The sequence below is a fragment of the Geomicrobium sp. JCM 19055 genome (genome assembly GCF_000698185.1).
GTDB classification, from domain to species: Bacteria; Bacillota; Bacilli; order Bacillales; family Marinococcaceae; genus Geomicrobium_A; species Geomicrobium_A sediminis.
Genome location: NZ_BAXL01000019.1, coordinates 1 through 23,833 on the forward strand (window position 1 = coordinate 1; position 23,833 = coordinate 23,833).

A 23,833-nucleotide genomic window follows, 5' to 3' on the forward strand; every position below is an offset into this window, starting at 1 on the left:
CACCTTCTGCGCCGCCACCGAATTTTATACCGATGCAGTCTCAGGCAACGCCGTTTGTTGACTCAGGTGCCATTTCATTTTGCCAATTCCGTTTTACGTACATTTGGCTAAGGAATGGGCAGAGCTTTTGGTACTATCCATTTTTGTAGGACAGCGATCGGTTGCAGGGTTCCGTTGGAATGGACGCAATTGGGTCATCTTTGGTATCAATACAAATCAAATTACGTCTTTTACTTGTCAGTAATACTAGCGTAGCTAATGTGAACCATTAAATCATCTAAAAACACACAGACTTCGGTTTGTGTGTTTGTTTTTACATAAGAAAGATGTAATTTGTAAACTTTTGTGTAGAACGTTATTCTTTTTAAAGAAATACAAGTATACTGGAATAGAGTAGAAATGAACAAGTGCGGATTGTAATGCGTTATTTAGGAGAGAGGTTTAATGAAGGCGAATGTGATGGACAATCTTATCAAAATGGTCGACTTAATTACCGAGCTCACGACTGCTCATTATTCGCAAGAACAGCTAGCGTCATTTGTGGACTGTCCAGTGTATCGAGAAGCAGAAGAGGGACGTACCGTTTTCTTAGAGGATCGTCCGTCTTGCTTGAGAGAGCATTGTCTTTGCGATTCGACGTTTATCGTTAAAACGAATAAACAAGGAATGTTAGTCGCGAAAGGGAAACCAAATAGGCTCGAAGAAGCGTTAGACTGCTTTATTGATGCCGGAGAATACTTAGGCTTTCTGTATGATTATGAAGATCTGAAAGTTGAGAATCATAAATTGAAAAAAAGAGCTTAAGCTAATGATAAATGAAACGAATGAAGCCGTGATGGTCGTCGATCATGAAGGAAAAATTCAGAGTGCTTCATTACCTAGTTGTCGCATTTTCCAAGAAACTGAATCTTCAATGATTAATAAATCGATTCGTCTTTGGTCGGGAATCTTATGGGACGAACTTGAGAAGGTTGAGTATTCAGGGAATATTCAGGTGAAAATCCATGATCATGACGTCGATGTGATCGTTCAGACCGTAATTGAAGGTGGATTTAAAGATCGGTACGTGCTGTACCTTCAAGTCAAAGATCGAAGCCAAACACCGATTCATACGAACTATAGTTTTTCGAACATTATCGGAACTTCACTTGCTGTTGAGCGGACGAAACGATTGGCAGAGCGGGTGGCACCGAGTGAGACGACGATCCTACTTCGGGGAGAAAGCGGAACGGGTAAAGAAGTCTTTGCACAATCCATTCATGCCGCAAGTAGACGAAGTGATCAACCGTTTATCGCTATCAATTGTGCCGCAATTCCAGAGGCGCTACTTGAGAGTGAATTGTTTGGATATGATTCTGGAGCATTTACAGGTGCAAATCAGAAAGGAAAACTAGGCAAGTTTGAAGTAGCCAAAGGTGGTACGATCTTTCTTGATGAAGTGGGAGACATGCCGCTTTCACTACAAGCAAAGTTACTTCGGCTTCTTCAGGAACGGAAGTTTGAACGGGTTGGAGGAACGATGAGCATTGACGTTGATGTCCGAATCATTGCTGCGACGCATCAAGATTTAGATGTTCTCGTTCAGCAAGGGAAGTTTCGACAAGACTTATTTTTCCGCTTAAATGTCATTCAGCTCGTCATCCCAAGCTTAAGAGATCGAATTGATGACCTTCCATTATTAACAGAGAGTTTTCTTAAAGAATATTCATTAAGACAAGGCGGACGTAGTAAGCATTTCACGGAGGAAGCATGGCTATTATTGCAACAATATGATTGGCCGGGGAACATTCGTGAGTTAAAGAACGTAATTGCCCATGCGACACAAATTGAAGTTGGTGATCAATTAACTGTCGATAGTCTACCGGTCGCGTTGCGAAAAGGATATAAGAATGTTGTCGCAACCCCTACGCACGCCAGTGAAAAAGAACGGTTATTAGAGCTATTAGATCAATATGGACGGCATACGGCAGCTAAAAAACAAATCGCTTATGAGTTAAATATGAGCTTACCAACGCTTTACCGACGTTTGAAAAAGCATGGCGTTAAATAAAGTGAGAAAACGTGAGAAAACATGATAATTCAAGAGATATATTGTTAAAATCAACCATATTCACTAATTTTAAGTTTATCATTATCAACTTAGATGAACATCTACGTTTGAGAAAACGCCCAAAACACAGGCTTTAGACTCATAAAAAATTGGCATGAATCTTGCTTATTACTATGTAGGGAGGACAGGGGAATGTGGAAGCTTTACAAAAGAGACATATCCGCTGTTGCCATAGGTGCAAAGTTTCTCGGTTGTGGGGGAGGAGGAGACCCATTTATCGTTGAAATGCTCATTAAATCTGTGATGAATGATGAGGAAAGTATTCACGTCCTCGAATGGCAAGATCTCACAGATCAATGGATCGCACCGATTGCGATTATTGGCTCTCCAGAGTTTTATAGTGAACAATTGCCTTCAGGAGATGAAGGTCGTTCATCACTAAAGTTGTATGAAGAGTATACAAATACAGAGCCTCAAGCCTTAATTTCGTTAGAAATTGGTGGGCTAAATGGTATTAGTCCAATTTTGACAGCACTTAGAAGTCGTTTGCCAATCGTAGATGGTGATGGAATGGGCAGGGCATTCCCAAAACTAAAGATGAGTGTTTTAAACTTAGCGGTACCTTTAACGCCAGCAGCCGTGTATACACATAACTATCAAGAGGTCATAGATTTCGTTCCGAATGAGAAAGCGAGTGAATACTTGCACAGTGTCGTTCAGCAAAATGGTGGTTTTGCACATTTAACGAGTTATGTAGGAAATGCAAAAAAAATCTCAACAGCCATGATTCCGGGTACGTTAACCGTCGCAAAAGCGATTGGAGAGATTATAGAGAAGCAAATTGGCGCTTCTGATAAACAAGAACAGCTGCAGAAAATGTTTGGTAATTCGATTTATGGAAAGGTAGAGTGGATTCTTTCTGGCGTTATTGAACAGGTCGAGCGTGATTTTTATGATGGTGTCGTTACAGGTAGATGCCTCGTTCGCGCGCACTCTGTTCAAGATTATCGAATGGTTACCATATTTTTTTGAAAATGAATTTGTTTATGTTGCATCTGAACATGACCGGCTTGCGACAACACCTGATCTAATTGTCGTTTGTGAAATGGAGACGCTTAGGCCACTAATGGCTTCAACGATACAAAAAGGAACTGAGATTACGATTGCAAAGGTTGCATGTCCGTCGATTTTAAAGACGGAAAAGATGCGTAACCTTTACAAGCGTAATGACTAAAAGAGGTGCACATGAGACTAGGAATTGATGTTGGACGTTCGTATACAGACGCCGTATTAACGTCAGAGAATGGAAGGATCTTTGCCAGAACGAAAAGTACACGAGGTGAAGATTCAGTCGAGAATACGAGATTGGCACTAGCAACTATTTTTGGACAAATCAAAGGTAACGAGGCCAGTATAAAAGGAATATTTGTATGTTCTTCACACATCGAGCAGGCGCTTAATGAAGTAGAGCGTTTAGCTAAAACGTACCTCGTGCGTATTTCACCGATGCCATCAATTTTGCAGCCCGCAGTCGATTGGCCAGAGGACCTTCAAGATCATATTGTCGGTACGACTCATCTTTCTTCAACTGAAGACGATCAAGAATGGGAAGAACTGATTGTAAAGATTAATGAAAGTGGCGCGCAATCAATTGCAGTCGTTGGCGTAAATGCACCAATGGATGCAGAATCCGAACGACGCCTCGGTGCAAAAATCACGGTAAGATTGCCTGAACTTGCGGTTAGTTTATCTCATCAATTCGGAAGTATTGGCTTTATTGAACGAGAGAACACAACGTTACTTAACGCGATGCTTAGACCAGCTACGGTACTTTCAAAAAAACTTGTTGCATGAAATTTTATCTGATTACGGTGTACAGGCACCGGTTTGGATTGCCAAACACGATGGAACGCTCATGACAGAGAGCGAGGCGCTCGGTTCGCCAATTAAGACGATCGCTTCAAATCGTGCGATGGCTTTTCAAGGAGCAGGTGAGCTGGCTAGGTTAACGGACTATGTTGTCGTAAACGTAGGAGAGAATGAAGCAGGAGTTGCTGTCGTTAAGAATGGCAAAGTTGATGAAGCGTCATTAGCGATGCGCATTGATGGCATTCGAACGACGATTTCTTTACCAAGTTACGAACATGTAGAAGCAATACCTGAACGACTCAAGGAGTATGAACGATTAGATATAGAGAGACAAAAAATACAGCATCCTAATTATATAGATGATTTTCAATTGTTTTGTTCGAACGTTCGATCCGTTATTGAACGTGTGCAACCTCGTTACGATGAATTGCCGATTGTGCTTGTCGGAAGTCGCAGTGAAACACTGTTCCCGCATTTAGAGTCTAGGTATGAAACGTGGTTACTCCCAGATGCATCCAATTATTCTTGTGCGTACGGCCTTTGCTTTGCGATGGTAGGAAGTGAATCTGATGGAATCTATCATCTAAAAGGTTCGTCAAAACAAGAGGTTATTGAGCGTGAAATGCGTAAGGCTGAGATTTGCTTAAATGAAAAAGCGAGATTTCTTATTCGTGATCAAGAAGTAGAAGAGTATCCGTTTTGTTATTTAGATGGAGAAATATCAAGGATTCGAGTGAGGGTTAAAGGTTCATTACAGCTAAGCTGAGCGAGTGAAAGGGCGTCCCCTTTTGCTCGCTTTTTGCATAGAACAAGAGAAGATGTGATTTGAAGAAGGTCATAATCAGACGTAATTTGACATTCAATATAAAGAATTCATGACAATACTAGTTGTTATTTGCACTAGATTTTGCGGAATACATAGAGTAGTAACTTCATAGCTTCTATATATAACAAGGAGTTAAGAAGGTGGATATTATGATAAAACAATGGAAACTAAAAATTGATCGCTACTTTGATATGGAAGAAGATCGTTACGGACAAGCATGGATGTATGGTTTAGTAAGTGTAGGCGTCTTATTCTTGCTTTTTGTAACACTTATGATCGTTATGGCTTAGTCTAGTAAGCCTTAATTAATAAGTTTTTCCAAAAGCTCACCTTTTCACGTTTATTATGACGAGTTCAGTGGTATTGATAGGAATACACATAGACAATATACCTAATTGTAGAAATGTGGTGAGTGTGAGCCAAATGAATCGCATGATTCGTAGTGATCGAAGTGAAGGGTTAAAGAAGACAGCAAGGCATCGATTGAAAAACGAACGAAGTAAACATCGTGTTGATCATAAGAATTAGACCAACGAAACAGAACGTTGGTTTTTTTTGTTGTGGTTAATTAAAACATTCGTTTAAAGAAATAAGGAATGTGGTAAATACAATGGTAGTGATACTTATTTAATTTATGGAATTGAGGAGGAGGGACCTTATGAAGAAGTGGCTAATCGTATTCGGTGCAGCGGCATTTATGCTTGCTGGATGTAACGAAGATGCAGGTGACGTTCAAGAGCCTGTTGGGGACTCATTTGAAGATAGTGGTGGTCCATCAAGCGCAAGTGAAGAAGGAGAAGACGGTGAAGGTAGTGAAGGTGAAACCGTTGACTCTGGTGAAGGTGCCTCTTTGTATGAAGAGAACTGTTTAAGCTGTCACGGCCAAGATATGCAAGGTGAATCTGGTCCAGGAATTGCTGGAATGGGTGAAGATGAAGTAATCAATGCCATTGCAGAAGGGCCGGGTAGTATGCCTGAGAACCTCGTTGAGGGCGAAGATGCTGAAGCCGTTGCGGCATACGTAGCGGAAGGCGGAGAATAAATAGAAAGCTTTCGCAAAAGGATTGCGAAAGCTTTTTTTAATGTGTACGCATCGGAATTCGTTCAAAGATTCGGTAGGAAACAACATATTTAGAATTAACTAAACAGTTTGGCGATAACGGAATAAATCCTTCACGGCGTTCTGAAAGAAGTTGGCGCAACATGTTCGCTGTATTCTCTTGAGTGTCCTTGCTATGATAAAGCACTTCTTCATTGCTAATCATCTTAAATGTGACATCGCTCTTCACGTGATCACTCGGCTCATAGAGCACGCCGCTTTCATAGATTTCAATATGGGTGACTTGATCTTTATCAAGGTATAAGGTTTCGTCTAATTCGATAAAACGGTCAGTTGTATCTAGCCATTCTTTTGCAATTGCAGAAGCTGTAAAAATTGATTCCGCTTGAATAAGATGACCAATGGAATGACCTGAAGTCATATAGTAATTCACTTCATAACTGTTCATTGCAACCCCCTAAGTAAAACCTATAAAAAAATAAAAACGAATTAATATATCTCGCTTACGAGACTTTATAACAAATAATAGCATGAAAGTAGTCTCATGATCCTGATTCTTTTCTACTGATTTTGATGAACGTAGTCACTTTGTTTCGTCCTTAAGTCTGTAAAAACAATAGATAAGCTCACTAGTCGTATACAGTGTTGTAATGAAAAGTAAACGCTACCATATTGCATGGTAGAATAAATAGGAACGAGATCGAGAAAGTGGGGTTCCTATGAAGAAAAAAGTAATCTTAGATTGCGATCCTGGACACGATGATGCGATTGCAATTTTTTTTAGCGGCAGGAAATGATGCCATTGACTTACTAGCTATTACGACGGTAAGTGGTAATGCTAGAATCGAAGATACGACGAGAAACGCACTCGTCGCTTGTGAACTAGCTGGACTTGACGATGTTCCTGTGGCAGCAGGAGCAAGTGAACCGCTCGTCCGAGAACAAGTCATATCGGTGGATATCCACGGAACATCAGGAATGGATGGTCCAGACGTTCGACCACCTAAAAAGCAAGCGATAGAACACCATGCGGTCGATTACCTCATCGATACGATTCATCGTGAAGAAGAGAAGATCACACTCGTCGCAACAGGTCCGTTAACGAATGTCGCCCAAGCGATCAAGAAGGATCGGTCGATCGTTGAGAAATTGGAAGAGATCGTGATCATGGGTGGGGGATCATTTGGCAACAAAACACCTGCTGCTGAATTTAATATCTATGTCGATGCAGAAGCTGCTAAGGTTGTTTTTGAAAGTGGTGCGAAGCTGACGATGGTTGGATTAGATCTTACTCATCAAGCGTTGGCCCAAGACCGAGAAATTGCTGCAATCGAAAACATTGATGGAGAAGTAGCAGCATTTACTGTGGAATTATTGAAATTTTTCCGTTCGACCTACTTAGATGTGTTTGAGATTGACGGAGGGCCAATCCATGATGCATGCTGTATTGCATATTGTATCAATCCAGAAGTGTTCACGAAGAAACACCTTCATGTAGACATTGAAGTGAAAGCTGAACATACATACGGGATGACGGTCATTGATTATCATCATGTGTTAGAAAAAGAACCAAATGCACACGTTGCAATGGAACTGAATCAAGACATATTCTGGGACATGCTTTATTCCTCACTAAGAAACTTAAACAAATAGAATCGTAAACGGTTTTGTAAGCGGCTGTTGTGATTACGCCTTCGTCACAACAGCCGCATTTCTAACGGATCGTTTCATTACAAGGATAAAAGCGTTGCTAATCAGCACGTTTCTCGGGTTGAAGTTGTAGTATCTCACGCATCTTTGCTGGAATCTCAGTGTTATCCTGTGTTGTAGCAAACTGAGAAGCGCCGGGACCGTAACTATACAAAGGGACATTTGCGGCTTCATGAGCGTGAGTTGTCCAACCAATCGCTGCCCGTTCACTGATGAGGGTAGCGATTTCTTTATGCATCGAATCCGAGTGTTCTACGCGATCAACTTCGTCCTCTGTGACATCTTCAATTCCTGCGTATACTTCTAGTACTTCTTGAACATCCATCTTCTCTTTTTTAATGTAATCTTCTAATGCATCTACAGAACGTGTGACGTTTTGAATAACTTCAGGATAGAAATGGTAGTCGTCATCATAACCAAGAGCCATACCGCCAGTGCTATGATCAGCCGTCACGACAATAAGTGTATTCTCATCTTGTTCAGCGAAGTCATAAGCAACCTGTACCGCTCGGTCAAATGCGAGCGTTTCTTGTATCATATCTGCTGGAGAATTGTCGTGTCCCGCATGATCAATACGCCCGCCTTCAACGACTAAAAAAAAGCCATCTTCCGTTTTATTAAGCTGTTCGATTGCAACTTCGGTCATCAATTCCAGCGAAGGCTCTTTTGTATCTTCTTGGTCTAGTTCAAAGGAGAGGTGGCTATCATGAAACAAACCTAATAGTTTATTCGTCCCGTCAATTCGTTGCAAGTCATCGACGTCCTCAATGAACGCGTAGCCAAGTTGGTTTGCTTCGGCGATTAAGTCGCGTTCATCGTCCCGGTCGTCAAAATAGGTGCGTCCACCGCCAAATAAGACATCAGTCTCGTCATCGAGCAATTGTGGTGCAATGTCTTCTTCGCTTTTTCGACGATCAATGTGGGCTGTGAATGCTGCAGGCGTTGCATGTGTAAGACGTGCTGTAGTGACCATTCCAGTTGCTTTGCCATTCGATTTAGCTTCTGTAAAAATGGACGACACCTCTTCATAAGTTCCGTCTTCGGTTGGTGCTTTGCCGATGACACCGTTGTCCGTTTTATAACCAGTAGCGAGTGCCGTTCCTGCTGCTGCAGAGTCGGTAACAAGGTGGTCGTTGGAATGTGTTCGAACGAGACCGATATAAGGAAATTGATCGACGGCAAGCTCACCGTAATCATTACCATCACCGAGCGTATACGAAGCAGCGGTTAATTGGTCTGTTCCCATCCCATCTCCAATCATCAGAATAATGTTATCAACCGTTTCTGTTTCTTGCTCATCGGTTTGGAAGAACGATAATCCGATGACGGAACTTACAACGAATGCCAATGAAACTACTGCTTTTATGAGTGAAAATCGCAAAGCAAATCACCCCCACGATGAACTAGAATCTTCATTAATGAAATGAATGTAGCATGAGAACATGAGAATTGCATGAGAAGCGTGTTAAAAATAATTTTTTTTAGCTTATGCAAAGGGGTGGGAAGTCTATCCTGTTGACGGCTTTGAGGAAGGGAGTAAATTGCAAGGCGGAAATTTCAAATGAAAAAAAACGAGGAGAACACCCCTCGTTTCTCAAACGCTACGATTGTTTTGTCATCTTCGAAATGAACGTGTACAAATGGTCAAGTGCACGAATGTTCTCGTTGCATTCGCGCGTGTCGGAACAGACGTATTGAGAATACGACGTGTAGTTTCCTTCATCACCGCGTTCTTTGTACGAAGTGGTGAATTGTCGTGTTGGTGCATGATGATTACAAATCGAACAGACTCCGTGCACAGTGCGTGTATGTAAACGACCTTCGATTCCCACGTGTTTATGATCAACATAGGCAATAATATAGCGTTTTTGCTGCCCGGTGTCGTCCCAGCTAATGTAGGAAGAGAATTTTCGTTCTGACTCTTGAATGGAAATGCGACCTAACTTTGCTTTTGGAAATAATTGCGTGATTTGTGTGTTGTTAATCGCAGGAAAAGGGATGATTAGTAAGGCTAATTGGTCCAAAAATAGTTGTGCATCCCCTTCATCGTTTAGTTGAGTAGTAAGCGTAATTAATCTTTCCTGTTCAGTGGATAGCGATACGAACTGATCAGTAATTCGCTCAATCGCTAGAGATTGGACAGCTTTGATTACATCGTTGTCTATTAAGGTTGCTTGATTGTAGACAAGCTTATTCACTTGGTATTTCCATTCGTTGTACTGATCGTTGCGAATGAAGGCTTCCATATACATACGTCCTTTCTAGAACTCGAGGCGAGTATAACGCATTTTTTTTATGTAGATGTACAACAAATAATCATGCAAATTATTTGGAATATTTATTATACTGATAAAAAGGAGGCAAGATTATGGAAGAAAAGCAAAAACTAAAAAAAAGTATTGAGCAAGACGGATGCCATTGTATTATCATTCGGTGCAATGATCGGTTGGGGATGGGTTGTCCTTTCTGGTGGCTGGGTTACTGATGCTGGAGTAATCGGAGCGATGCTTGCATTCTTAATCGGTGGAGTGCTCGTGCTTTGTGTAGGTTTTACATATTCAGAGCTGGCGTCATCCATGCCTAAAGTCGGTGGTGAGCATTCATATGCGCTACGCGGAATTGGTCCTCGGGGTTCATTTATCGCTTCATGGGCGATTGCGCTCGGGTACGTATCAGTTGTAGCTTTCGAAGCTGTTGCCTTACCTAACGTTGTTGAGTACTTGTTCCCGAACTACAAAGTTGGTTACATGTATAGTGTGACAGGATACGATGTGTACTTTACTTGGGTATTAGTCGGTGTTGCAGGTTCATTGTTTATCGCCTGGATCAATTATATAGGAATTAAATTTGCTTCATTCGTACAGATGATTCTCACGCTAATGATTGTGCTCGTTGGTTTATTGTTAATTTTTGGGGGAGCTGTCAATGGAGACATTGCAAATGCAGATCCATTATGGGTGACGAGTACGACGGGACTATTGGCGGTTATGATTATGACGCCATTCCTTTTTGTCGGCTTCGATGTAATCCCTCAAGCGGCTGAAGAGATGAACGTAAAACCTCGTTCGATTGGAAAGCTACTTATAGCATCTTTGATTTGTGCGATTGTGTTTTACTTAGCGGTTATCTATGCGGTGGGATTCGGTCTAGGTTCAGCAGAAAGGGAGCAATCGGTGTTGCCGACTGCAGATGCAATGGTCAACCTGTTTGGCGGTGAGATATTCGGAACCATTCTCGTTTTAGGTGGGATCGCAGGAATCTTGACGAGCTGGAATGCCTTTATTATTGGGGGAAGTCGAATCATCTTTGCGATGGCGGATACGAAGATGTTGCCCCAATGGTTTGCAAAAGTTCACCCGAAATACGGTACGCCATCCAATGCTATTTGGTTTATCGGCATATTGTCGGCGGTCAGTCCATTCTTCGGTGCACCGATGCTCGGTTGGCTTGTTGATGCAGGCGGTCTGACAATCGTCGTTGCGTATTTAATGGTTGCGGTATCGTTTTTATTCTTACGTAAAAATGAACCTGCGATGGTTCGTCCATTTAAAGCGGGTCGTTCTTCAATCTTCGGTTGGTTGGCACTCGTCATGAGTATTTTCTTCGCTGTTCAATATCTACCAGGAATGCCTGCTGGTCTTGGGTGGCATGAATGGGTCATTTTACTAGGTTGGTGGATGATCGGGGCATACTTTGCAATTACTCGTTACAATCAATACAAAACACTGACGTATGAAGATGATATTCATGATTTGGATGAGCGAATTAGTTAATTGTATCGCAAAAAGCATGAGGAATCGTTCAATTCCTCATGCTTTTTTTCGTTTGAAATTGTAAGCAATCCCAACCATCATTGCAAATAGAAGCAGAACGAGTGTAATCATGTTGAAGTTCCCTGATCCTATGAACGTTAACGTTGAGAACAAGAGACTGACGAAGATGATGAGCAATAAGGTTATGCCATATACGGCTAATGGGATGCTAAGTAGAATCTTTTTCATCTTCCCACCTCCTTGAATAGTAACGTTCATTGTATCATCTGTAATTGCAAAATATCGTTCATATTTAAACTAGTTTGTTCAATGTTTAACAAACTTTAGACAAAGGGTAGAAAATCTGCTATAATGATTGATATTCAGTCACCTTGGGCGCTGACCGCTTGGGGTGGCTCTATTTATTCACAAAAAAATGACTGATATTCAGTCATGAGAAATAGAGGTAGAAACAATGAATAGGGATACAACCTCAAAAATATTACTTCTTTCCGCTTCCACAGCTTTTGTGTTTGCGGTCGTGGGAATTATTTGGGGAATCATCAGTGCATCACAAATGATTCTTTTTGATGGCATCTATTCAATAATTAGTTTGTTCATGTCACTAATCGCATTAATTGCATCGCAATACGTGCGAAAAGAGGACACAAAAAGGTTTCCTTTCGGTAAAGCATCGATCGAACCGATGGTCGTCATTATACAAGCAATCGTGATTAGCGTTCTTTGTGTTGCTGCAGTGTCTTCATCGATTATGGCATTGGCTAGTGGTGGACGAGATGTGGCTCTCGGGAGTGCACTTTTATATGGAATCTTCTCTCTTGTCGTCTGTTTTGTCATTCAACAAGTGATGAGAAGAAATCGACACCACTCTGAATTTATAAAGGCAGAATCAGCACAATGGTTGATGGATACGTTATTAAGTCTCGCTGTTGTGGTCGGTTTTATTAGTGCAATCTTTTTGCAAAACACAAGCCTTAGTTGGTTTGTTCCTTATATTGATCCGATTATGGTATTGCTTGCAGGTGTCTATTTCATGACGGTTCCTATTTCTTTAATTCGAAGAAATGGTCGAGAACTGCTTCACATGTCCTCTGATGCTAAGACGGATCAACAAGTGAAGAACGTAGTCACGGAACTTGAAGCAATGTATGGCATTAAAGAGACCCACATCCGTTCTTCAAAAGTAGGCAGAACGCTTTATATTGATTTTCACTTTTTACTTGATGATCAGTCGAAGATTACGTGTGTCGACGATATTGATCAGTTCCGGGAGCAACTGTATGATCGGTTGTCGAATGTAAAACAATCGAAATGGATGAACGTTAACTTCACGAAGCAAAAAAAAGTGGGCATTATAAAAAGGTTCACGGAATTGTCCCCTCTCTCGGCAAATGAAATCTAGTAAAGTGAATAGGGAGGGGGCGCATATGAAAAACTTTCAGCTTAAATGGTTTCGAAGAGTAGGATTGGTTGAGGGATTGTCACTCATTACGCTATTATTTATTGCTATGCCACTTAAATATATGTTCGGCGTTGACCAAGCAGTCTCTATTGTCGGGATGGCGCATGGAGTGCTGTTCTTGCTCTACATGTCATTTGTATTTCTTGTCACACTTACAGTGCGTTGGTCTTTGAAGTGGTTTCTCGGGGCAAGTGTGGTCGCAATTATTCCGTTTGGGAACTTCGTGTTCGATGCCAAATTAAAAAAAGCAGACTTTGCACAACCAGAATCGGTTGTAGAAAAAGTATAGAAAAAACAGCCCTTGGGCTGTTTTTTTGTGTCTATCGTGAGATCTATGATTGTACGTCTTTTCTTAAGTCGTTGATCACATCTTTAATCGTCATCGTTTTTAGTTCATCCTCCATTGCTCGTTGAGCCCGGTGGAAATAATGCTCCACAGATCCTTGGATGTTTTGACCGACAACACAGTTTGGATTAGGGTTGTTGTGAACACTAAATAGCTCATTATCTTTTACCACATGCACCGCATGGTACACATCAAGTAAAGTAATGTCTGCGTAATCTCGAGCGAACTGAATTCCTGCAACTCCTGGTTGGACGGTGATGAGGTCAGCTTTTTTTTAGCATTCCCATAATCTTACGAATAACAGCTGCATTTGTATTGACGCTTTCTGCAATGGATTCAGATGTATTGACGGTATTCTTATTTAGTTCAATGAGAGACAAAATGTGTATTCCTACGGAGAATCTACTACTAATTGACATAAAGTCACCTGCTTTCAAGACAAATGCTTATCGTAAAGTAGTTCCTATTATAGCGCAGAAAAAGGCAAGATGCTTCTTGTTAATAAATACAAGTTGACGAATCACCAACATGTAACTATCATGAATACATGTAATGATAATGATTACAAATTGTGAAGGAGTCGTTCAAATGAAAGTGGCGATTATCGGAGCAAGTGGTAAAGCTGGACGTTTAATTATGAAAGAAGCATTAAAACGAGGTCATGAAAGTACGGCAATTGTTAGAGATCGTTCTAAAATAAAAGAAAATGTAGTCATTCTTGAAAAGGACGTATTCGAACTTACGTCTAAAGACTTGGAACCATTTGATGTAGTCGTTAGCGCATATGGTGCGGCATTCGGTGAAGAAGACAAGTATGTTCAAGTCGGTAAAGCTCTGGTTGAAGCGCTAGCTGGAACAACAGCACGGTTCATCGTTGTTGGAGGAGCAGGAAGCTTGTATGTGGATAAGCAAAAAAACAATGCAACTTATGGACACAGCAGAATTCCCTGAATTTGCGTTAGCTACGGCTAAAGGACAAAGTGAAAACTTGGGCGTTTTACAAAACACAACAAACGTCACGTGGACATTTATCAGCCCGGCAGCTTTCTTTGACCCAGATGGAAATAGAACAGGTGCCTATGAAAAAGGTGGAGACATACTCATCGTAAATTCAACAGGCGAAAGCTACATTAGCTATGAAGATTATGCGATTGCAGTCGTCGATGAAATTGAACAAGAGAAGCACGTGAACGAACGCTTTGCGGTCGTCGGGGAAAAAGCGTAATCATAATAAAGCCCAGTTCCTAATCTTAGGAACTGGGCTTTAAATTAGTTCGTTGTTAACGGAAAGTAGCGATCGATCTTCTCTTTGATCGACTCGTCTTCAATGAGTGGCGGTGCATGATGAGGTTTTAGACGGGCATCGATGATGGCGTTGTCACAACCCCAATGTTTGTGCTTCGTGAAACTATTGATTCCGTGCATGTCGTGAGAAGGATTGCTTCTCGTAAATGTGACCCATAAAAAGTTTGAGAGTGTTTCGCTTACAAATGAACTGTCATCAGCAACGACAATCAGTGGACATCCATCTAAGTCTTGATGATTTGCTAATTGCTTTGTAACACGTTCAATCTGCTTCTCAGCTTCCTCTTCATTACCATAATCACCAAGTTCAATGCTCACAACCCCTGGAATGACGAGTTGTGGATTGTGGATATCTTTGTTTTCTTTTAAAGATTTCGGGACCTCTGTGGATAAGTCGCGCAATTTATCCCCATAGGCGGCAAAGATAACTTTGCTTCCGCTATTAAGACCTGTGCCTGAATAATCGAGCGTATCAATGGTCGTATTCGTTTGGAAATGCAGATCGCGAGATAAGTCAATTCGTTCGAGCACGTACTGCATAAATTTTGCTTCGTCGTGCGTACTGATGTCATCATCAGCCGTAATAAACAAATACTTCGCTAAGCTCAGTTGACCAAACCCGAGAATACGGTTAGCGATTGTTAGTAATTCCATCGGTTTTTTTGACTGGTTGGAATGGTGTATAACGTTCACTTCCGATTGCGAAAAGAAGTGGATGAACACCTGCAGCGTCAACCGCATGGACTTCTTTTACACCAGGCAGTTCTTGCTTTACAGCATCGCCAGTTAATTCATGGATCACGTCACCAAAGCTCGTATCTTCTTGTGGCGGACGACCGACGACGGTAAACGGATAGATCGCGTCTTTTCGTGCGTATACTTTGTGCACGTGCATCACTGGAAATTCGTGCGTTAAGCTATAGTAACCAAGGTGGTCGCCAAACGGACCTTCCGGCTTCGTATCATCAGGATAAATCTCACCCGTAATCACAAAGTCAGCGTCGTGGCTAATCATAAACCCGTCTTCATAACTGTGACGGAAACGTCGGCCAGATAGGAGGCCTGCAAATAGCATTTCACTTAAACCTTCTGGTAGTGGCATGACCGCAGCTACCGTGTGTGCAGGTGGACCCCCAACGAAAATACTTACTTTTAACGGTTCGCCTTTTTTTGACCGCTTTGGCTTGATGAACGCCAATTCCACGATGAATCTGATAGTGAAGCCCGACTTCTTTGTTAGGCACGTACTCATTGCCGTTAAGCTGGACACGATACATGCCGACGTTGGCATTCATAATCCCAGGCTTGTCCGGATCTTCAGAATACACTTGAGGAAGTGTAATAAATGCTCCGCCATCATCTGGCCAAGATTTAATCATCGGCAAGTCAGATAGTGAAACCTCTTCTAACTTGGAATGTTTCACACTCGGCAACCGCATCGGTAATGCTTTAACGGCAGAGACGCCTGTTGTTGCGTTTTTAAATGGATGTTTCAGAGCACTCATCGGATCGTCTCGCATCGCGATGACATCGTTCACACCATCCCACGTTTTACGGAAAAGAAACTTTGTTCTCTCCACGGAACCGTACAAGTTTGCTACGGCGCGGTACTTAGAGCCTTTTACATTTTCAAAGAGGATGGCAGGACCATTTTCTTCGTACGCTCTTCGTTGAATGGCCGCCATTTCTAAATCAGGGTCGACTTCTTCTTTTATACGTATTAAATCACCGTTTTTTTCTAAATCTAGCAATGCTTCTTCAAGGGTATGATACATCGTCTTTTCAGCCTCTCTATGAAGAAATTGAACACTACAATCATATCACGAGTCAGTGGGAGTGGTCATGATCAACACAAGTTAGGAAAGTGAAAATTTAAATAATTAAAATAATTAGACATTTGAATATACGTTCAGTAATATAATGGAAATATAAAATTTGAAAGCGATTACAAAATAGAGGAAGGTGGGGATTGTTTGCGCTGGTTGTTAGTAAGTATCGTCCTTAGCAGTCTAGTTCTGGCTGGGTGTAACTCGTCGGTAGCGTCAGAAGAAGAGGAAGGCGAAGAGACGTACCACCTCGTATTGAATTCTTCACAGCACCCTCCGTATTTTGATTGGGAGCCGAAGTATTATGCGGTTGAGGAGTTTACACAGCTAGTTGAAGAGCGTACGAACAATCAAGTGACGTTTGATATTTATTATAGCAATCAACTGGCAGGGCAAAGGGAGTCCGCAGACGCGCTTGCGCGTGGAACGTATGACATGCAAGAAGTGAATGGGGCGTTTTGGACGGAGCGTATTCCTGAATTGTACGTTGTCTCGTTAATGTTTTGGAATTATGGTGAAGAGCACACGTTGCATATGATGCGTAATACAGAGTTCGGTGAACTATATGAACAATCATTAGAAGACTACGGGATTAAGCTGATGCACTTTTGGCCAGCGAGTGTGACCGGTTATATGTCTTCAACACCGCTAGCTTCCATGTCTGACATGAACGGACTGATTATGAATCAAACGAGTAATTTGGCAATGGACTATCACCAACAGGTAGGTGCTGGGATTGCGACAATGCCGACGGTCGAGCAGTATGAGGGGTTAATGCGAGGGACGCTCGATGCGATCCAATTCCCATTCTATTCGTTGGAGACGTATCGTTACGTAGAAGTTGTTGACTATATTTCGTTACCGACGTTAAACCCTGCAATTTCGATGGTAACGATCAATCAAGATTCTTGGGATGATCTACCCGAAGACATTCAAGAGATTATGATTGAAACGTCACAAGAAGTCGAAATGAAAGCTGCCGAAGCATCAAAAGCGATGACGGAGCGAGCGTTTGAATTTGCGAATGAGAATGATGTTACATGTGTAGGAATGGATCGTGAGGACTTCGAGAATATGCGAAGTGCAGTCAAGACGCATTTGTGGGGGAAGTATGCGTCGATTAATGAGCGGACAGAACGAATGGTTGACGTATTAGAAGAGGAAACTGAACGTTGGTTAGAAGCAAATCCAGAATTCAAGCAGTATTTCGATCCATACTTAACGGATTATTCTGGAGGTGAAGAAGATGAACGTAATCATTCAAATAATGAAAGCAATAACTATTGTGAATAAATCAATGCCGTGGTTCATTGGTTCTTTAATCGCCATTGTAAGTTTCTTACTTGCTTTAGATGTTGTGTTGAGATACTTCTTTAGTGCGCCAACCGTATGGGCATTTGACTTATCCACATGGTCAACGGGCGTTGTCGCATTTTACTCGGTGGGTACGCACTTGCTAAGGGGCATCACGTCAGAGTGGATATCCTCTTTGAGCGGTTTTCCACACGAGCAAAAAGTATCGTCGACATCATTGGTGGGATGTTTCTGCTCTTAATTGCGGGTACGTTAGTCGTTGTTGGTTTCTCGTACGTGATTCATTATTTTCAGATTGGAGCAATCTCATCAGGTGGGATGGAAATGCCTCTTTGGGTTCAATGGTCGATTGTTCCGATTGGTGGACTTTTAATCGGTTTACAAGGAATTGTGAAATTGATCAATGACTTCGCGATGATCATGAGAGGCAAGCCTTTGTATGTGACAGAGGAGGAGGAATAACGATGGAGATTTGGATCATTGCATTGCTACTGTTTCTGTCATTGTTAACGTTCCTTCTACTTGGTGTTCACGTAGCTTTTGCTCTTGGTGGCATCTCTATTCTATTCGGTTTGATTTTTTTGGAATGGGTTGCCGAGTTTAGACGGCTTTGTACTCGGAACATATGAACGGACGACACAGGCGATATTAACAGCACTACCGTTGTATATTTTTATGGCTGCGGTGCTCATGTATAGTGATTTGGCAGATGATATGTATGAGGCAATTTACCGTTGGTTTGGCGGGGTTAAAGGGGGATTGGCGGCAGGGACGTCTATTGTAGCTGCGGTTTTTGCATCGATGGTTGGTGTCGCTTCAGTAGCAACGGCGGCGGTTGGAATGGTCGCTAGACCTTCGATGTTGAAGCGTAAATACGATGATCAGCTTACGTTAGGTGTTATAATGGCTGGAGGTGTACTAGGTGCGTTAATTCCACCGAGTATCGTCATGATTGTCTATGCTGCTGAAGCGAGTGTTTCGGCGGCTGCGTTGTTTATGGCAGGTATTGTACCGGGGATTATGGCTTGTTTGCTTTTTATCGTGTATTCACTTATCCTTTGTTACTTCCGACCTGAGAAAGGTCCGAGTGTTGAAGCAGATATGCGATATACGTTAAGGGAGAAGTTCCAATCGTTAAAATCAATTGTTTTACCTGGTTTGGTCATTTTACTCGTTCTTGGATCCATTTACTTAGGGGTGGCTACACCTACTGAAGCAGGTGCAGTTGGTGCTGTAGGAGCCGTCTTTGCTGCAGGCGTACGTAAAAAGCTTACTTTTGTAAACATCAAACAGATCTTCATGATGACCGCAAAGCTTTGTGGAATTGTGTTTTGGATTCTGATCGGAGCAGTGGCTTATGCGCGAATTGTGACGGTGACAGGTACAGGAGAATGGTTAGGAAGTATGATTACTGATGCAGGACTTAACCGCTGGGTCGTACTCATCCTCATTTTACTCTTCTTCTTAGTGTTAGGGATGTTTATTGATACGGTTGCGGTCTTACTGATCACTGCACCACTCTTTCTACCAGTTTTAGGTGCTTTTGACTTTAATATGGTTTGGTTTGGTATTCTGTTTACAATAGCAGTATGCATCGGGAATTTAACGCCACCGTTTGGGATTAGTATCTTCATTATGAAAGGTGTAGCACCAGATATTAAAACGACGACATTGTATCGTGCCGTATGGCCATTTGTTTTTATTTTATTGTTCTGTATGATTCTCGTCTTGTTGTTCCCTGAGATTGCAATGTTTGTGCCTACACAAATGCTCGGACAATAAGTTGAATTTTCTAAAACTTAACTTGACATTCAAAAAGTAAACATTTAGAATTCTAACTAATTATAAGCACATTTTGCTACTTGAGATCGAAAGGGGTATTCAAATGGAAATTGCTAAGAAGACAATTGTCGTAACAGGTGGAGCGTCTGGCCTTGGAGAAGCGGTTGTGCGCCAATTTGTTGAAGCGGGAGGAACCGCTGTTATTCTAGATGTAAATGAAGAAAAGGGCGGGGCGTTAGCAGACTCGCTAGAAGATAAAGCTGTTTTCGTAAAGACAGACGTCACGAATGAGGAAAGTGTTGAAAGCGCTTTAAAAGTCGCGGTTGATCACTTCGGTCAGATCGACGTACTTATGAACTGTGCTGGTATTGGTGGCGCGATGAAGACGTTTGGACGTCAAGGTGTGCATGATCTCGCACATTTCTCGAAGATTATTAACATCAACTTGATCGGTACATTTAACGTTTTACGGTTAGCTGCTGAGAAGATGAGTGAAAACAATCCAACTGACCAAGGAGAGCGTGGCGTCATTATTAATACAGCCTCTGTTGCAGCGACAGATGGGCAGATTGGTCAGGCGGCTTATAGTGCGTCAAAAGGCGGCATTGTCGGAATGACACTACCGATTGCAAGAGATTTATCGACGCTTGGCATCCGTGTGATGACCATCGCTCCAGGAATCTTTGAAACGCCACTTATGGCAAATGCGCCTGAAAAAGTGAAGAAGGCACTCGGTGAAATGGTGCCATTCCCACCGCGCTTAGGTGAGCCACCAGAATTTGCCCAACTCGCACTCAGCATTATTCAAAACCCAATGTTAAATGGAGAAACGATCCGCTTAGACGGTGCAATTCGTATGCAACCAAAATAATGAGGTGAGACGATGAAGCGAACGGTATTTAAAGAGGAGCATGAATTATTCCGTAAGTCGATTCAAAGGTTTCTAGATGAAGAAGCGATGCCCTATTACAAGGATTGGGAGAAAGAGAAGCAAGTCCCTCGCTCGTTTTGGAAGAAGATGGGCGAGCAAGGATTTCTCGCACCTCAAGTCGCTGAGAAGTATGGTGGTATGGGCACGAACTTCTTATATAACGCATTGCTCTCAGAAGAATACAACCGCGTAGGCAGTGGTTTAGGTGGGGTTGGTGTTCATAGTGACATCACCGTTCCTTATATAGAGCCTTTGGCAGTGAAGAAATTAAAGAGCATTACTTACCGAAGCTCGTAAGCGGTGAGATGATCTGTGGAATTGCGATGACTGAACCAGGAACAGGTTCGGATTTGGCGAACGTCAAAACGACGGCAGTTCTTGAAGGCGATCATTATATCGTCAACGGTGAGAAAACCTTTATTACTAACGGTTATTACGGTGATCTGTTCGTCGTCGTTTGTAAAACCGATCCAAATGCTGAACCCGCACGTCGTGGAATTAGCCTTCTACTCGTGGAAGCAGAGTACGATGGATTTTCACGTGGGAAGAAGTTAGAGAAACTAGGTCAGCACGCCAACGATACGAGCGAGCTAGTCTTTGAAAATGTGAAAGTACCGAAAGAGAACCTGCTAGGAGAAGAGAACAAGGCTTCTACTATTTAATGGAAAAGCTACAACAAGAACGTTTAATGCTATCGATTTCTAGTATTAACACAGCGAAGATCGTGCTTGATCAAACGATTGATTATGTAAAAGAGCGAAAAGCATTTGGTACACCAATCTCTAAGTTTCAAAATACTCAATTTAAAATTGCGGAAATGAAATCAGAAATTGAAATTGGTCGTACATTTGTTGATCGTCTCATTGAAGAGCATACAGCAGGCAACAAAGTTGTAAACGAAGTCTCGATGGCAAAATGGTGGGTGACGAGCTTGTATAAGCGAGTCGTGAACGAGTGTTTACAGTTGCATGGTGGGTATGGCTATACCGAAGAGTACGATGTAGCCAGACGTTATCGTGATGCTGCGGTGACTTCGATCTATGCTGGTTCAAATGAAATTATGAAAGTAATTATTGCAAAGAATGAAGGATTATAAATCAGAAGATTAAAGGAGGTCATTTCATGAGAGAAGTCGTTATTGTAGAAGCCGTACGTACGCCTGTTGGTAAGAATCGGGGGGCATTAAGCGGAACCCGGGCCGATGAGTTAGCGGCGTTGCCGATTAAAGAAGTCGTGAACCGAGCGGGGATTGATCCGGGACTTGTTGAAGATGTGATTTTAGGGTGTGTAAGCCAAATCGGTGAGCAAGCTTTAGACGTCGCTCGTAGTGCAACGTTAATTGCAGGGTTTCCGATTGAAGTTCCAGGAACGACCGTTGATCGTCAGTGTGGTTCGAGCCAGCAAGCAGTAAGCTTCGCGGCACAGGCAATACTGAGTGGTGATATGGACGTTGTCATTGCGGGTGGTGTTGAGAGCATGTCCCGTGTTCCGATTGGTTCAACGAGACAAGGTGTGAAGCCTAGCCCGAAATTATCTGAAAGGTTCGAATTGATCCATCAAGGGTTGTCTGCAGACCGGATCGCAGATCAGTGGGGATTTACTCGGGAACAGATGGATGAATACGCCTTTGAAAGTCATCGTCGTGCGGTGGAAGCGCAAGACCGTGGCGGCTTCCAAAGTGAAATTATGCCGATTGAGGTAACACTCCCTGATGGGACGACGGCGACAATAACAGAAGATGAAGGGCCTAGAAGAAATTCAAGTGTCGAAAAACTAGCTACATTAAAACCAGCTTTTGCCGAAGATGGCAAAATAACAGCGGGGAACTCAAGTCAGATTAGTGATGGCTCAAACGCCTTGTTACTCATGAGTAAAGAGAAAGCAGAAGAACTCGGGTTAAAGCCGCGCTTTAAAATTGTTGCGCGCTCGGTAACCGGCTCTGACCCCACGCTTATGCTAACGGGCCCAATTCCTGCTACTCATAAAGTGTTGGAAAAAGCGAATCTATCAATTGAAGAGATTGATCATTTTGAAGTGAATGAGGCCTTTGCAAGTGTCCCGATGTGTTGGCTGGAAGAGTTCAAAGTTGATCCGAAAAAGCTAAATCCAATTGGTGGTGCAATTGCGCTTGGGCATCCACTTGGAGCGAGCGGTGGACGATTAATGATTAGCATGATGAATGAGCTAGAACGAACAGGTGGAAGATACGGTCTTCAAACGATGTGTGAAGGAAATGGGATGGCAAACGCGACAATTATCGAACGAATCGTGGATTGATAAGGAGGACTTAAATGCCGCTTACATCTGTAAAAGTACTGGATTTAACTCGTCTTCTTCCTGGGCCGTATTGTACGATGATGCTTGCGGATTTTGGAGCTGAAGTGATTAAAGTTGAAAGCCTGATGTGGGAGATTATGCACGGGAAAGCCCGCCTATTGTTGACGGCGATGGTGCGATGTTCCATAGCCTCAATCGCAATAAGAAAAGTGTGACACTGGACTTGAAAAGCGATGAGGGTAGGGATCAGTTTCTAACGCTTGTTAAAGAGGCAGACGTTCTCGTCGAAGGATTTCGTCCTGGCGTGATGGAGCGTCTTTCATTAGGTTATGAAGAAGTAAAACGAGTGAATGTTCGCATTGTGTATTGTTCGATTACAGGATACGGTCAGACAGGTCCTTATGCAAAAAAAGCCGGTCACGATGTGAATTTTATTAGTACAGCCGGATTGTTGAATCTAATCGGTGATGAGACAAAGCCACAAATCCCTGCCGCGCAAATTGGGATATTGGTGGTGGAGGATTAACGGCTGCAGTTGGAATTTTAGTCGCTCTGTTGGAACGAGAGCGTTCAGGTGAAGGGCAATATGTCGATATTTCAATGATGGACGGTGCGGTCTCTTGGATGCAAACATTCTTGCCTCATTTTCTTATGGGAGGCAAGGAGCCTAGCCGAGGCAACATGGTCTTAAGTGGTAAACTTGCTTGTTATGAAACGTATGAAACAAAAGACGGTCGTTGGTTTGCGGTAGGCGCACTTGAACCGAAGTTCTGGAAGAACTTCTGTGAAAAGCTTGGACGACTGGACCTCATAGAACAACATCGTGCATCAAGTGACGTACAGCGCCGTGTGAAACATGAAGTACAGTCAGAATTCTATAAACGAGACTTTCTTGAATGGCAGAACGTCTTTTTAGATGCGGATGCTTGTGTCACACCAGTTCTTACGTTAGACGAGATGGTCGATGATCCACAAATCAATGATCGTCAAATGATTCTTCCATATGGAGCAATGAAAACGATCGGATTCCCGATCAAACTTTCCCGTACACCTGCGAAATTAAAAGAATTGGCTCCGAAACTAGGCCAACATAATCAAGAGGTGTTAGCAGCTCAAGAACAACTAAGAGAAACGTAGACGGTTGCGAATTTGAATCATCAACCGTGTACGTGCAAAAGGTCGGTGCCAATCATGTATGGCAGCGACCTTTTCAGCAAAATCGTGTTGGCACAATCACTTCATAAGAAACTCATTTGTTTTTATAGAAAAGGTGGTATGTGATCCATGATTTACTCATTAGTA

The 23,833-nt window shown here is 42.4% G+C and carries 23 protein-coding genes and 6 pseudogenes; 23 read left to right on the forward strand and 6 right to left on the reverse strand.

The genetic code is table 11. The features are described from left to right. From JCM19055_RS25735 to JCM19055_RS16195, 9 genes and pseudogenes are all read left to right on the forward strand, one after another. Positions 1-244, forward strand: a pseudogene (locus JCM19055_RS25735) (hypothetical protein); the annotation flags it as partial. A gap of 200 nt (positions 245-444) precedes the next feature. Continuing rightward, positions 445-804 (forward strand): hypothetical protein, encoded by a 360-nt coding sequence (locus JCM19055_RS16170; protein ID WP_042360455.1) that lies wholly within the window; start codon positions 445-447, stop codon positions 802-804. A gap of 4 nt (positions 805-808) precedes the next feature. Then, entirely contained in the window at positions 809-2,050 is a 1,242-nt protein-coding gene (locus tag JCM19055_RS16175) for a sigma-54-dependent Fis family transcriptional regulator (RefSeq protein ID WP_042360456.1), read from the forward strand. 192 nt (positions 2,051-2,242) lie between these two features. Then, complete coding sequence (locus JCM19055_RS16180) at positions 2,243-3,082, forward strand: DUF917 domain-containing protein (RefSeq protein WP_042360457.1); 840 nt, start codon at positions 2,243-2,245, stop codon at positions 3,080-3,082. Beyond that, entirely contained in the window at positions 3,006-3,284 is a 279-nt protein-coding gene (locus JCM19055_RS25740; protein WP_265182262.1) for a DUF917 family protein, read from the forward strand. Before JCM19055_RS16180 ends, JCM19055_RS25740 begins: the two co-directional genes overlap by 77 nt. Positions 3,285-3,295: 11 nt before the next feature. Continuing rightward, positions 3,296-3,904 carry a hydantoinase/oxoprolinase N-terminal domain-containing protein gene (locus JCM19055_RS16185; RefSeq protein WP_042360458.1) on the forward strand — a complete coding sequence of 203 codons (609 nt, stop codon included), beginning with the start codon at positions 3,296-3,298 and terminating at the stop codon, positions 3,902-3,904. Then, complete coding sequence (locus JCM19055_RS16190; protein ID WP_042360459.1) at positions 3,894-4,685, forward strand: hydantoinase/oxoprolinase family protein; 792 nt, start codon at positions 3,894-3,896, stop codon at positions 4,683-4,685. Before JCM19055_RS16185 ends, JCM19055_RS16190 begins: the two co-directional genes overlap by 11 nt. Positions 4,686-4,885: 200 nt before the next feature. After that, positions 4,886-5,035, forward strand: coding sequence for a hypothetical protein (locus tag JCM19055_RS27555; protein WP_193745472.1), 150 nt, complete (start codon positions 4,886-4,888; stop codon positions 5,033-5,035). A gap of 368 nt (positions 5,036-5,403) precedes the next feature. Beyond that, complete coding sequence (locus JCM19055_RS16195) at positions 5,404-5,787, forward strand: cytochrome c (protein WP_042360460.1); 384 nt, start codon at positions 5,404-5,406, stop codon at positions 5,785-5,787. A 37-nt stretch (positions 5,788-5,824) separates the two neighbouring features. Here JCM19055_RS16195 and JCM19055_RS16200 read toward each other — a convergent pair whose 3' ends face one another. After that, on the reverse strand, positions 5,825-6,253 hold the full coding sequence (locus JCM19055_RS16200; RefSeq protein WP_042360461.1) for a hypothetical protein: 429 nt from the start codon (positions 6,251-6,253) through the stop codon (positions 5,825-5,827). A gap of 311 nt (positions 6,254-6,564) precedes the next feature. Here JCM19055_RS16200 and JCM19055_RS16205 point away from each other — a divergent pair, with 311 nt between their 5' ends. Further along, positions 6,565-7,458, forward strand: a complete 894-nt coding sequence (locus JCM19055_RS16205; RefSeq protein ID WP_265182263.1) for a nucleoside hydrolase — start codon at positions 6,565-6,567, stop codon at positions 7,456-7,458. 97 nt (positions 7,459-7,555) lie between these two features. Here the strand turns inward: JCM19055_RS16205 and JCM19055_RS16210 are convergent, their stop codons facing one another. Continuing rightward, positions 7,556-8,863, reverse strand: a complete 1,308-nt coding sequence (locus JCM19055_RS16210) for an alkaline phosphatase (protein WP_042360462.1) — start codon at positions 8,861-8,863, stop codon at positions 7,556-7,558. Positions 8,864-9,116: 253 nt separating this feature from the next. Beyond that, positions 9,117-9,761 carry a FusB/FusC family EF-G-binding protein gene (locus JCM19055_RS16215; RefSeq protein WP_042360463.1) on the reverse strand — a complete coding sequence of 215 codons (645 nt, stop codon included), beginning with the start codon at positions 9,759-9,761 and terminating at the stop codon, positions 9,117-9,119. A 192-nt stretch (positions 9,762-9,953) separates the two neighbouring features. On the opposite strand from JCM19055_RS16215, the gene JCM19055_RS16220 reads away from it, so the two are divergent. After that, a complete protein-coding gene (locus JCM19055_RS16220; RefSeq protein WP_081833791.1) occupies positions 9,954-11,288 on the forward strand; it encodes an amino acid permease in 1,335 nt (444 codons plus the stop codon). A gap of 36 nt (positions 11,289-11,324) precedes the next feature. Here JCM19055_RS16220 and JCM19055_RS16225 read toward each other — a convergent pair whose 3' ends face one another. Beyond that, on the reverse strand, positions 11,325-11,516 hold the full coding sequence (locus JCM19055_RS16225; RefSeq protein ID WP_042360465.1) for a hypothetical protein: 192 nt from the start codon (positions 11,514-11,516) through the stop codon (positions 11,325-11,327). Between the two features lie 226 nt (positions 11,517-11,742). Here JCM19055_RS16225 and JCM19055_RS16230 point away from each other — a divergent pair, with 226 nt between their 5' ends. Continuing rightward, positions 11,743-12,690, forward strand: a complete 948-nt coding sequence (locus JCM19055_RS16230) for a cation diffusion facilitator family transporter (protein WP_052366445.1) — start codon at positions 11,743-11,745, stop codon at positions 12,688-12,690. A gap of 25 nt (positions 12,691-12,715) precedes the next feature. Further along, entirely contained in the window at positions 12,716-13,039 is a 324-nt protein-coding gene (locus JCM19055_RS16235) for a DUF3817 domain-containing protein (RefSeq protein WP_042360466.1), read from the forward strand. A gap of 43 nt (positions 13,040-13,082) precedes the next feature. Here JCM19055_RS16235 and JCM19055_RS16240 read toward each other — a convergent pair. Beyond that, positions 13,083-13,515, reverse strand: a pseudogene (locus JCM19055_RS16240) (Rrf2 family transcriptional regulator). Between the two features lie 169 nt (positions 13,516-13,684). On the opposite strand from JCM19055_RS16240, the pseudogene JCM19055_RS16245 reads away from it, so the two are divergent. After that, a pseudogene (locus tag JCM19055_RS16245) lies at positions 13,685-14,321 on the forward strand (NAD(P)-dependent oxidoreductase). A gap of 44 nt (positions 14,322-14,365) precedes the next feature. Here the strand turns inward: JCM19055_RS16245 and JCM19055_RS16250 are convergent. Then, positions 14,366-16,176, reverse strand: a pseudogene (locus JCM19055_RS16250) (UbiD family decarboxylase). Positions 16,177-16,374: 198 nt separating this feature from the next. Between JCM19055_RS16250 and JCM19055_RS16255 the strand changes: the two are divergent. The 9 genes and pseudogenes from JCM19055_RS16255 to JCM19055_RS30100 all read left to right on the forward strand — a co-directional run bounded on the left by JCM19055_RS16255 (position 16,375) and on the right by JCM19055_RS30100 (position 23,668). After that, a complete protein-coding gene (locus tag JCM19055_RS16255) occupies positions 16,375-17,520 on the forward strand; it encodes a TRAP transporter substrate-binding protein (RefSeq protein WP_042360467.1) in 1,146 nt (381 codons plus the stop codon). Between the two features lie 117 nt (positions 17,521-17,637). Further along, a complete protein-coding gene (locus tag JCM19055_RS16260) occupies positions 17,638-18,003 on the forward strand; it encodes a TRAP transporter small permease subunit (protein WP_081833780.1) in 366 nt (121 codons plus the stop codon). A 2-nt stretch (positions 18,004-18,005) separates the two neighbouring features. Beyond that, positions 18,006-18,170, forward strand: a complete 165-nt coding sequence (locus JCM19055_RS27560) for a hypothetical protein (protein ID WP_193745473.1) — start codon at positions 18,006-18,008, stop codon at positions 18,168-18,170. After that, positions 18,133-19,323, forward strand: a complete 1,191-nt coding sequence (locus JCM19055_RS16265; RefSeq protein WP_081833781.1) for a TRAP transporter large permease subunit — start codon at positions 18,133-18,135, stop codon at positions 19,321-19,323. The genes JCM19055_RS27560 and JCM19055_RS16265 overlap by 38 nt, the downstream gene beginning before the upstream one ends. Positions 19,324-19,426: 103 nt before the next feature. Then, positions 19,427-20,194 (forward strand): 3-hydroxyacyl-CoA dehydrogenase, encoded by a 768-nt coding sequence (locus JCM19055_RS16270; protein WP_042360469.1) that lies wholly within the window; start codon positions 19,427-19,429, stop codon positions 20,192-20,194. A 12-nt stretch (positions 20,195-20,206) separates the two neighbouring features. Continuing rightward, a pseudogene (locus tag JCM19055_RS16275) lies at positions 20,207-21,350 on the forward strand (acyl-CoA dehydrogenase family protein). Between the two features lie 26 nt (positions 21,351-21,376). Continuing rightward, entirely contained in the window at positions 21,377-22,531 is a 1,155-nt protein-coding gene (locus JCM19055_RS16280) for a thiolase family protein (protein ID WP_042360470.1), read from the forward strand. An 80-nt stretch (positions 22,532-22,611) separates the two neighbouring features. Beyond that, positions 22,612-23,057, forward strand: a pseudogene (locus JCM19055_RS30095) (CoA transferase). A gap of 29 nt (positions 23,058-23,086) precedes the next feature. Further along, positions 23,087-23,668 carry a CoA transferase gene (locus JCM19055_RS30100; RefSeq protein ID WP_265182266.1) on the forward strand — a complete coding sequence of 194 codons (582 nt, stop codon included), beginning with the start codon at positions 23,087-23,089 and terminating at the stop codon, positions 23,666-23,668. The last annotated feature ends 165 nt before the right edge of the window (positions 23,669-23,833 follow it).

Coding starts and splice junctions, on each gene's coding strand:
- JCM19055_RS16215 (WP_042360463.1), bottom strand. CDS start 9,761: ATGGAAGCCTTCATTCGCAACGATCAGTACAACGAATGGAAATACCAA.
- JCM19055_RS27560 (WP_193745473.1), top strand. CDS start 18,006: ATGGAGATTTGGATCATTGCATTGCTACTGTTTCTGTCATTGTTAACG.
- JCM19055_RS16270 (WP_042360469.1), top strand. CDS start 19,427: ATGGAAATTGCTAAGAAGACAATTGTCGTAACAGGTGGAGCGTCTGGC.
- JCM19055_RS16175 (WP_042360456.1), top strand. CDS start 809: ATGATAAATGAAACGAATGAAGCCGTGATGGTCGTCGATCATGAAGGA.
- JCM19055_RS16260 (WP_081833780.1), top strand. CDS start 17,638: ATGGTCAACGGGCGTTGTCGCATTTTACTCGGTGGGTACGCACTTGCT.
- JCM19055_RS25740 (WP_265182262.1), top strand. CDS start 3,006: ATGGTGTCGTTACAGGTAGATGCCTCGTTCGCGCGCACTCTGTTCAAG.
- JCM19055_RS16230 (WP_052366445.1), top strand. CDS start 11,743: ATGAATAGGGATACAACCTCAAAAATATTACTTCTTTCCGCTTCCACA.
- JCM19055_RS16195 (WP_042360460.1), top strand. CDS start 5,404: ATGAAGAAGTGGCTAATCGTATTCGGTGCAGCGGCATTTATGCTTGCT.
- JCM19055_RS16225 (WP_042360465.1), bottom strand. CDS start 11,516: ATGAAAAAGATTCTACTTAGCATCCCATTAGCCGTATATGGCATAACC.
- JCM19055_RS16170 (WP_042360455.1), top strand. CDS start 445: ATGAAGGCGAATGTGATGGACAATCTTATCAAAATGGTCGACTTAATT.
- JCM19055_RS16280 (WP_042360470.1), top strand. CDS start 21,377: ATGAGAGAAGTCGTTATTGTAGAAGCCGTACGTACGCCTGTTGGTAAG.
- JCM19055_RS16180 (WP_042360457.1), top strand. CDS start 2,243: ATGTGGAAGCTTTACAAAAGAGACATATCCGCTGTTGCCATAGGTGCA.
- JCM19055_RS16235 (WP_042360466.1), top strand. CDS start 12,716: ATGAAAAACTTTCAGCTTAAATGGTTTCGAAGAGTAGGATTGGTTGAG.
- JCM19055_RS16205 (WP_265182263.1), top strand. CDS start 6,565: ATGATGCGATTGCAATTTTTTTTAGCGGCAGGAAATGATGCCATTGAC.
- JCM19055_RS16220 (WP_081833791.1), top strand. CDS start 9,954: ATGATCGGTTGGGGATGGGTTGTCCTTTCTGGTGGCTGGGTTACTGAT.
- JCM19055_RS16200 (WP_042360461.1), bottom strand. CDS start 6,253: ATGAACAGTTATGAAGTGAATTACTATATGACTTCAGGTCATTCCATT.
- JCM19055_RS16185 (WP_042360458.1), top strand. CDS start 3,296: ATGAGACTAGGAATTGATGTTGGACGTTCGTATACAGACGCCGTATTA.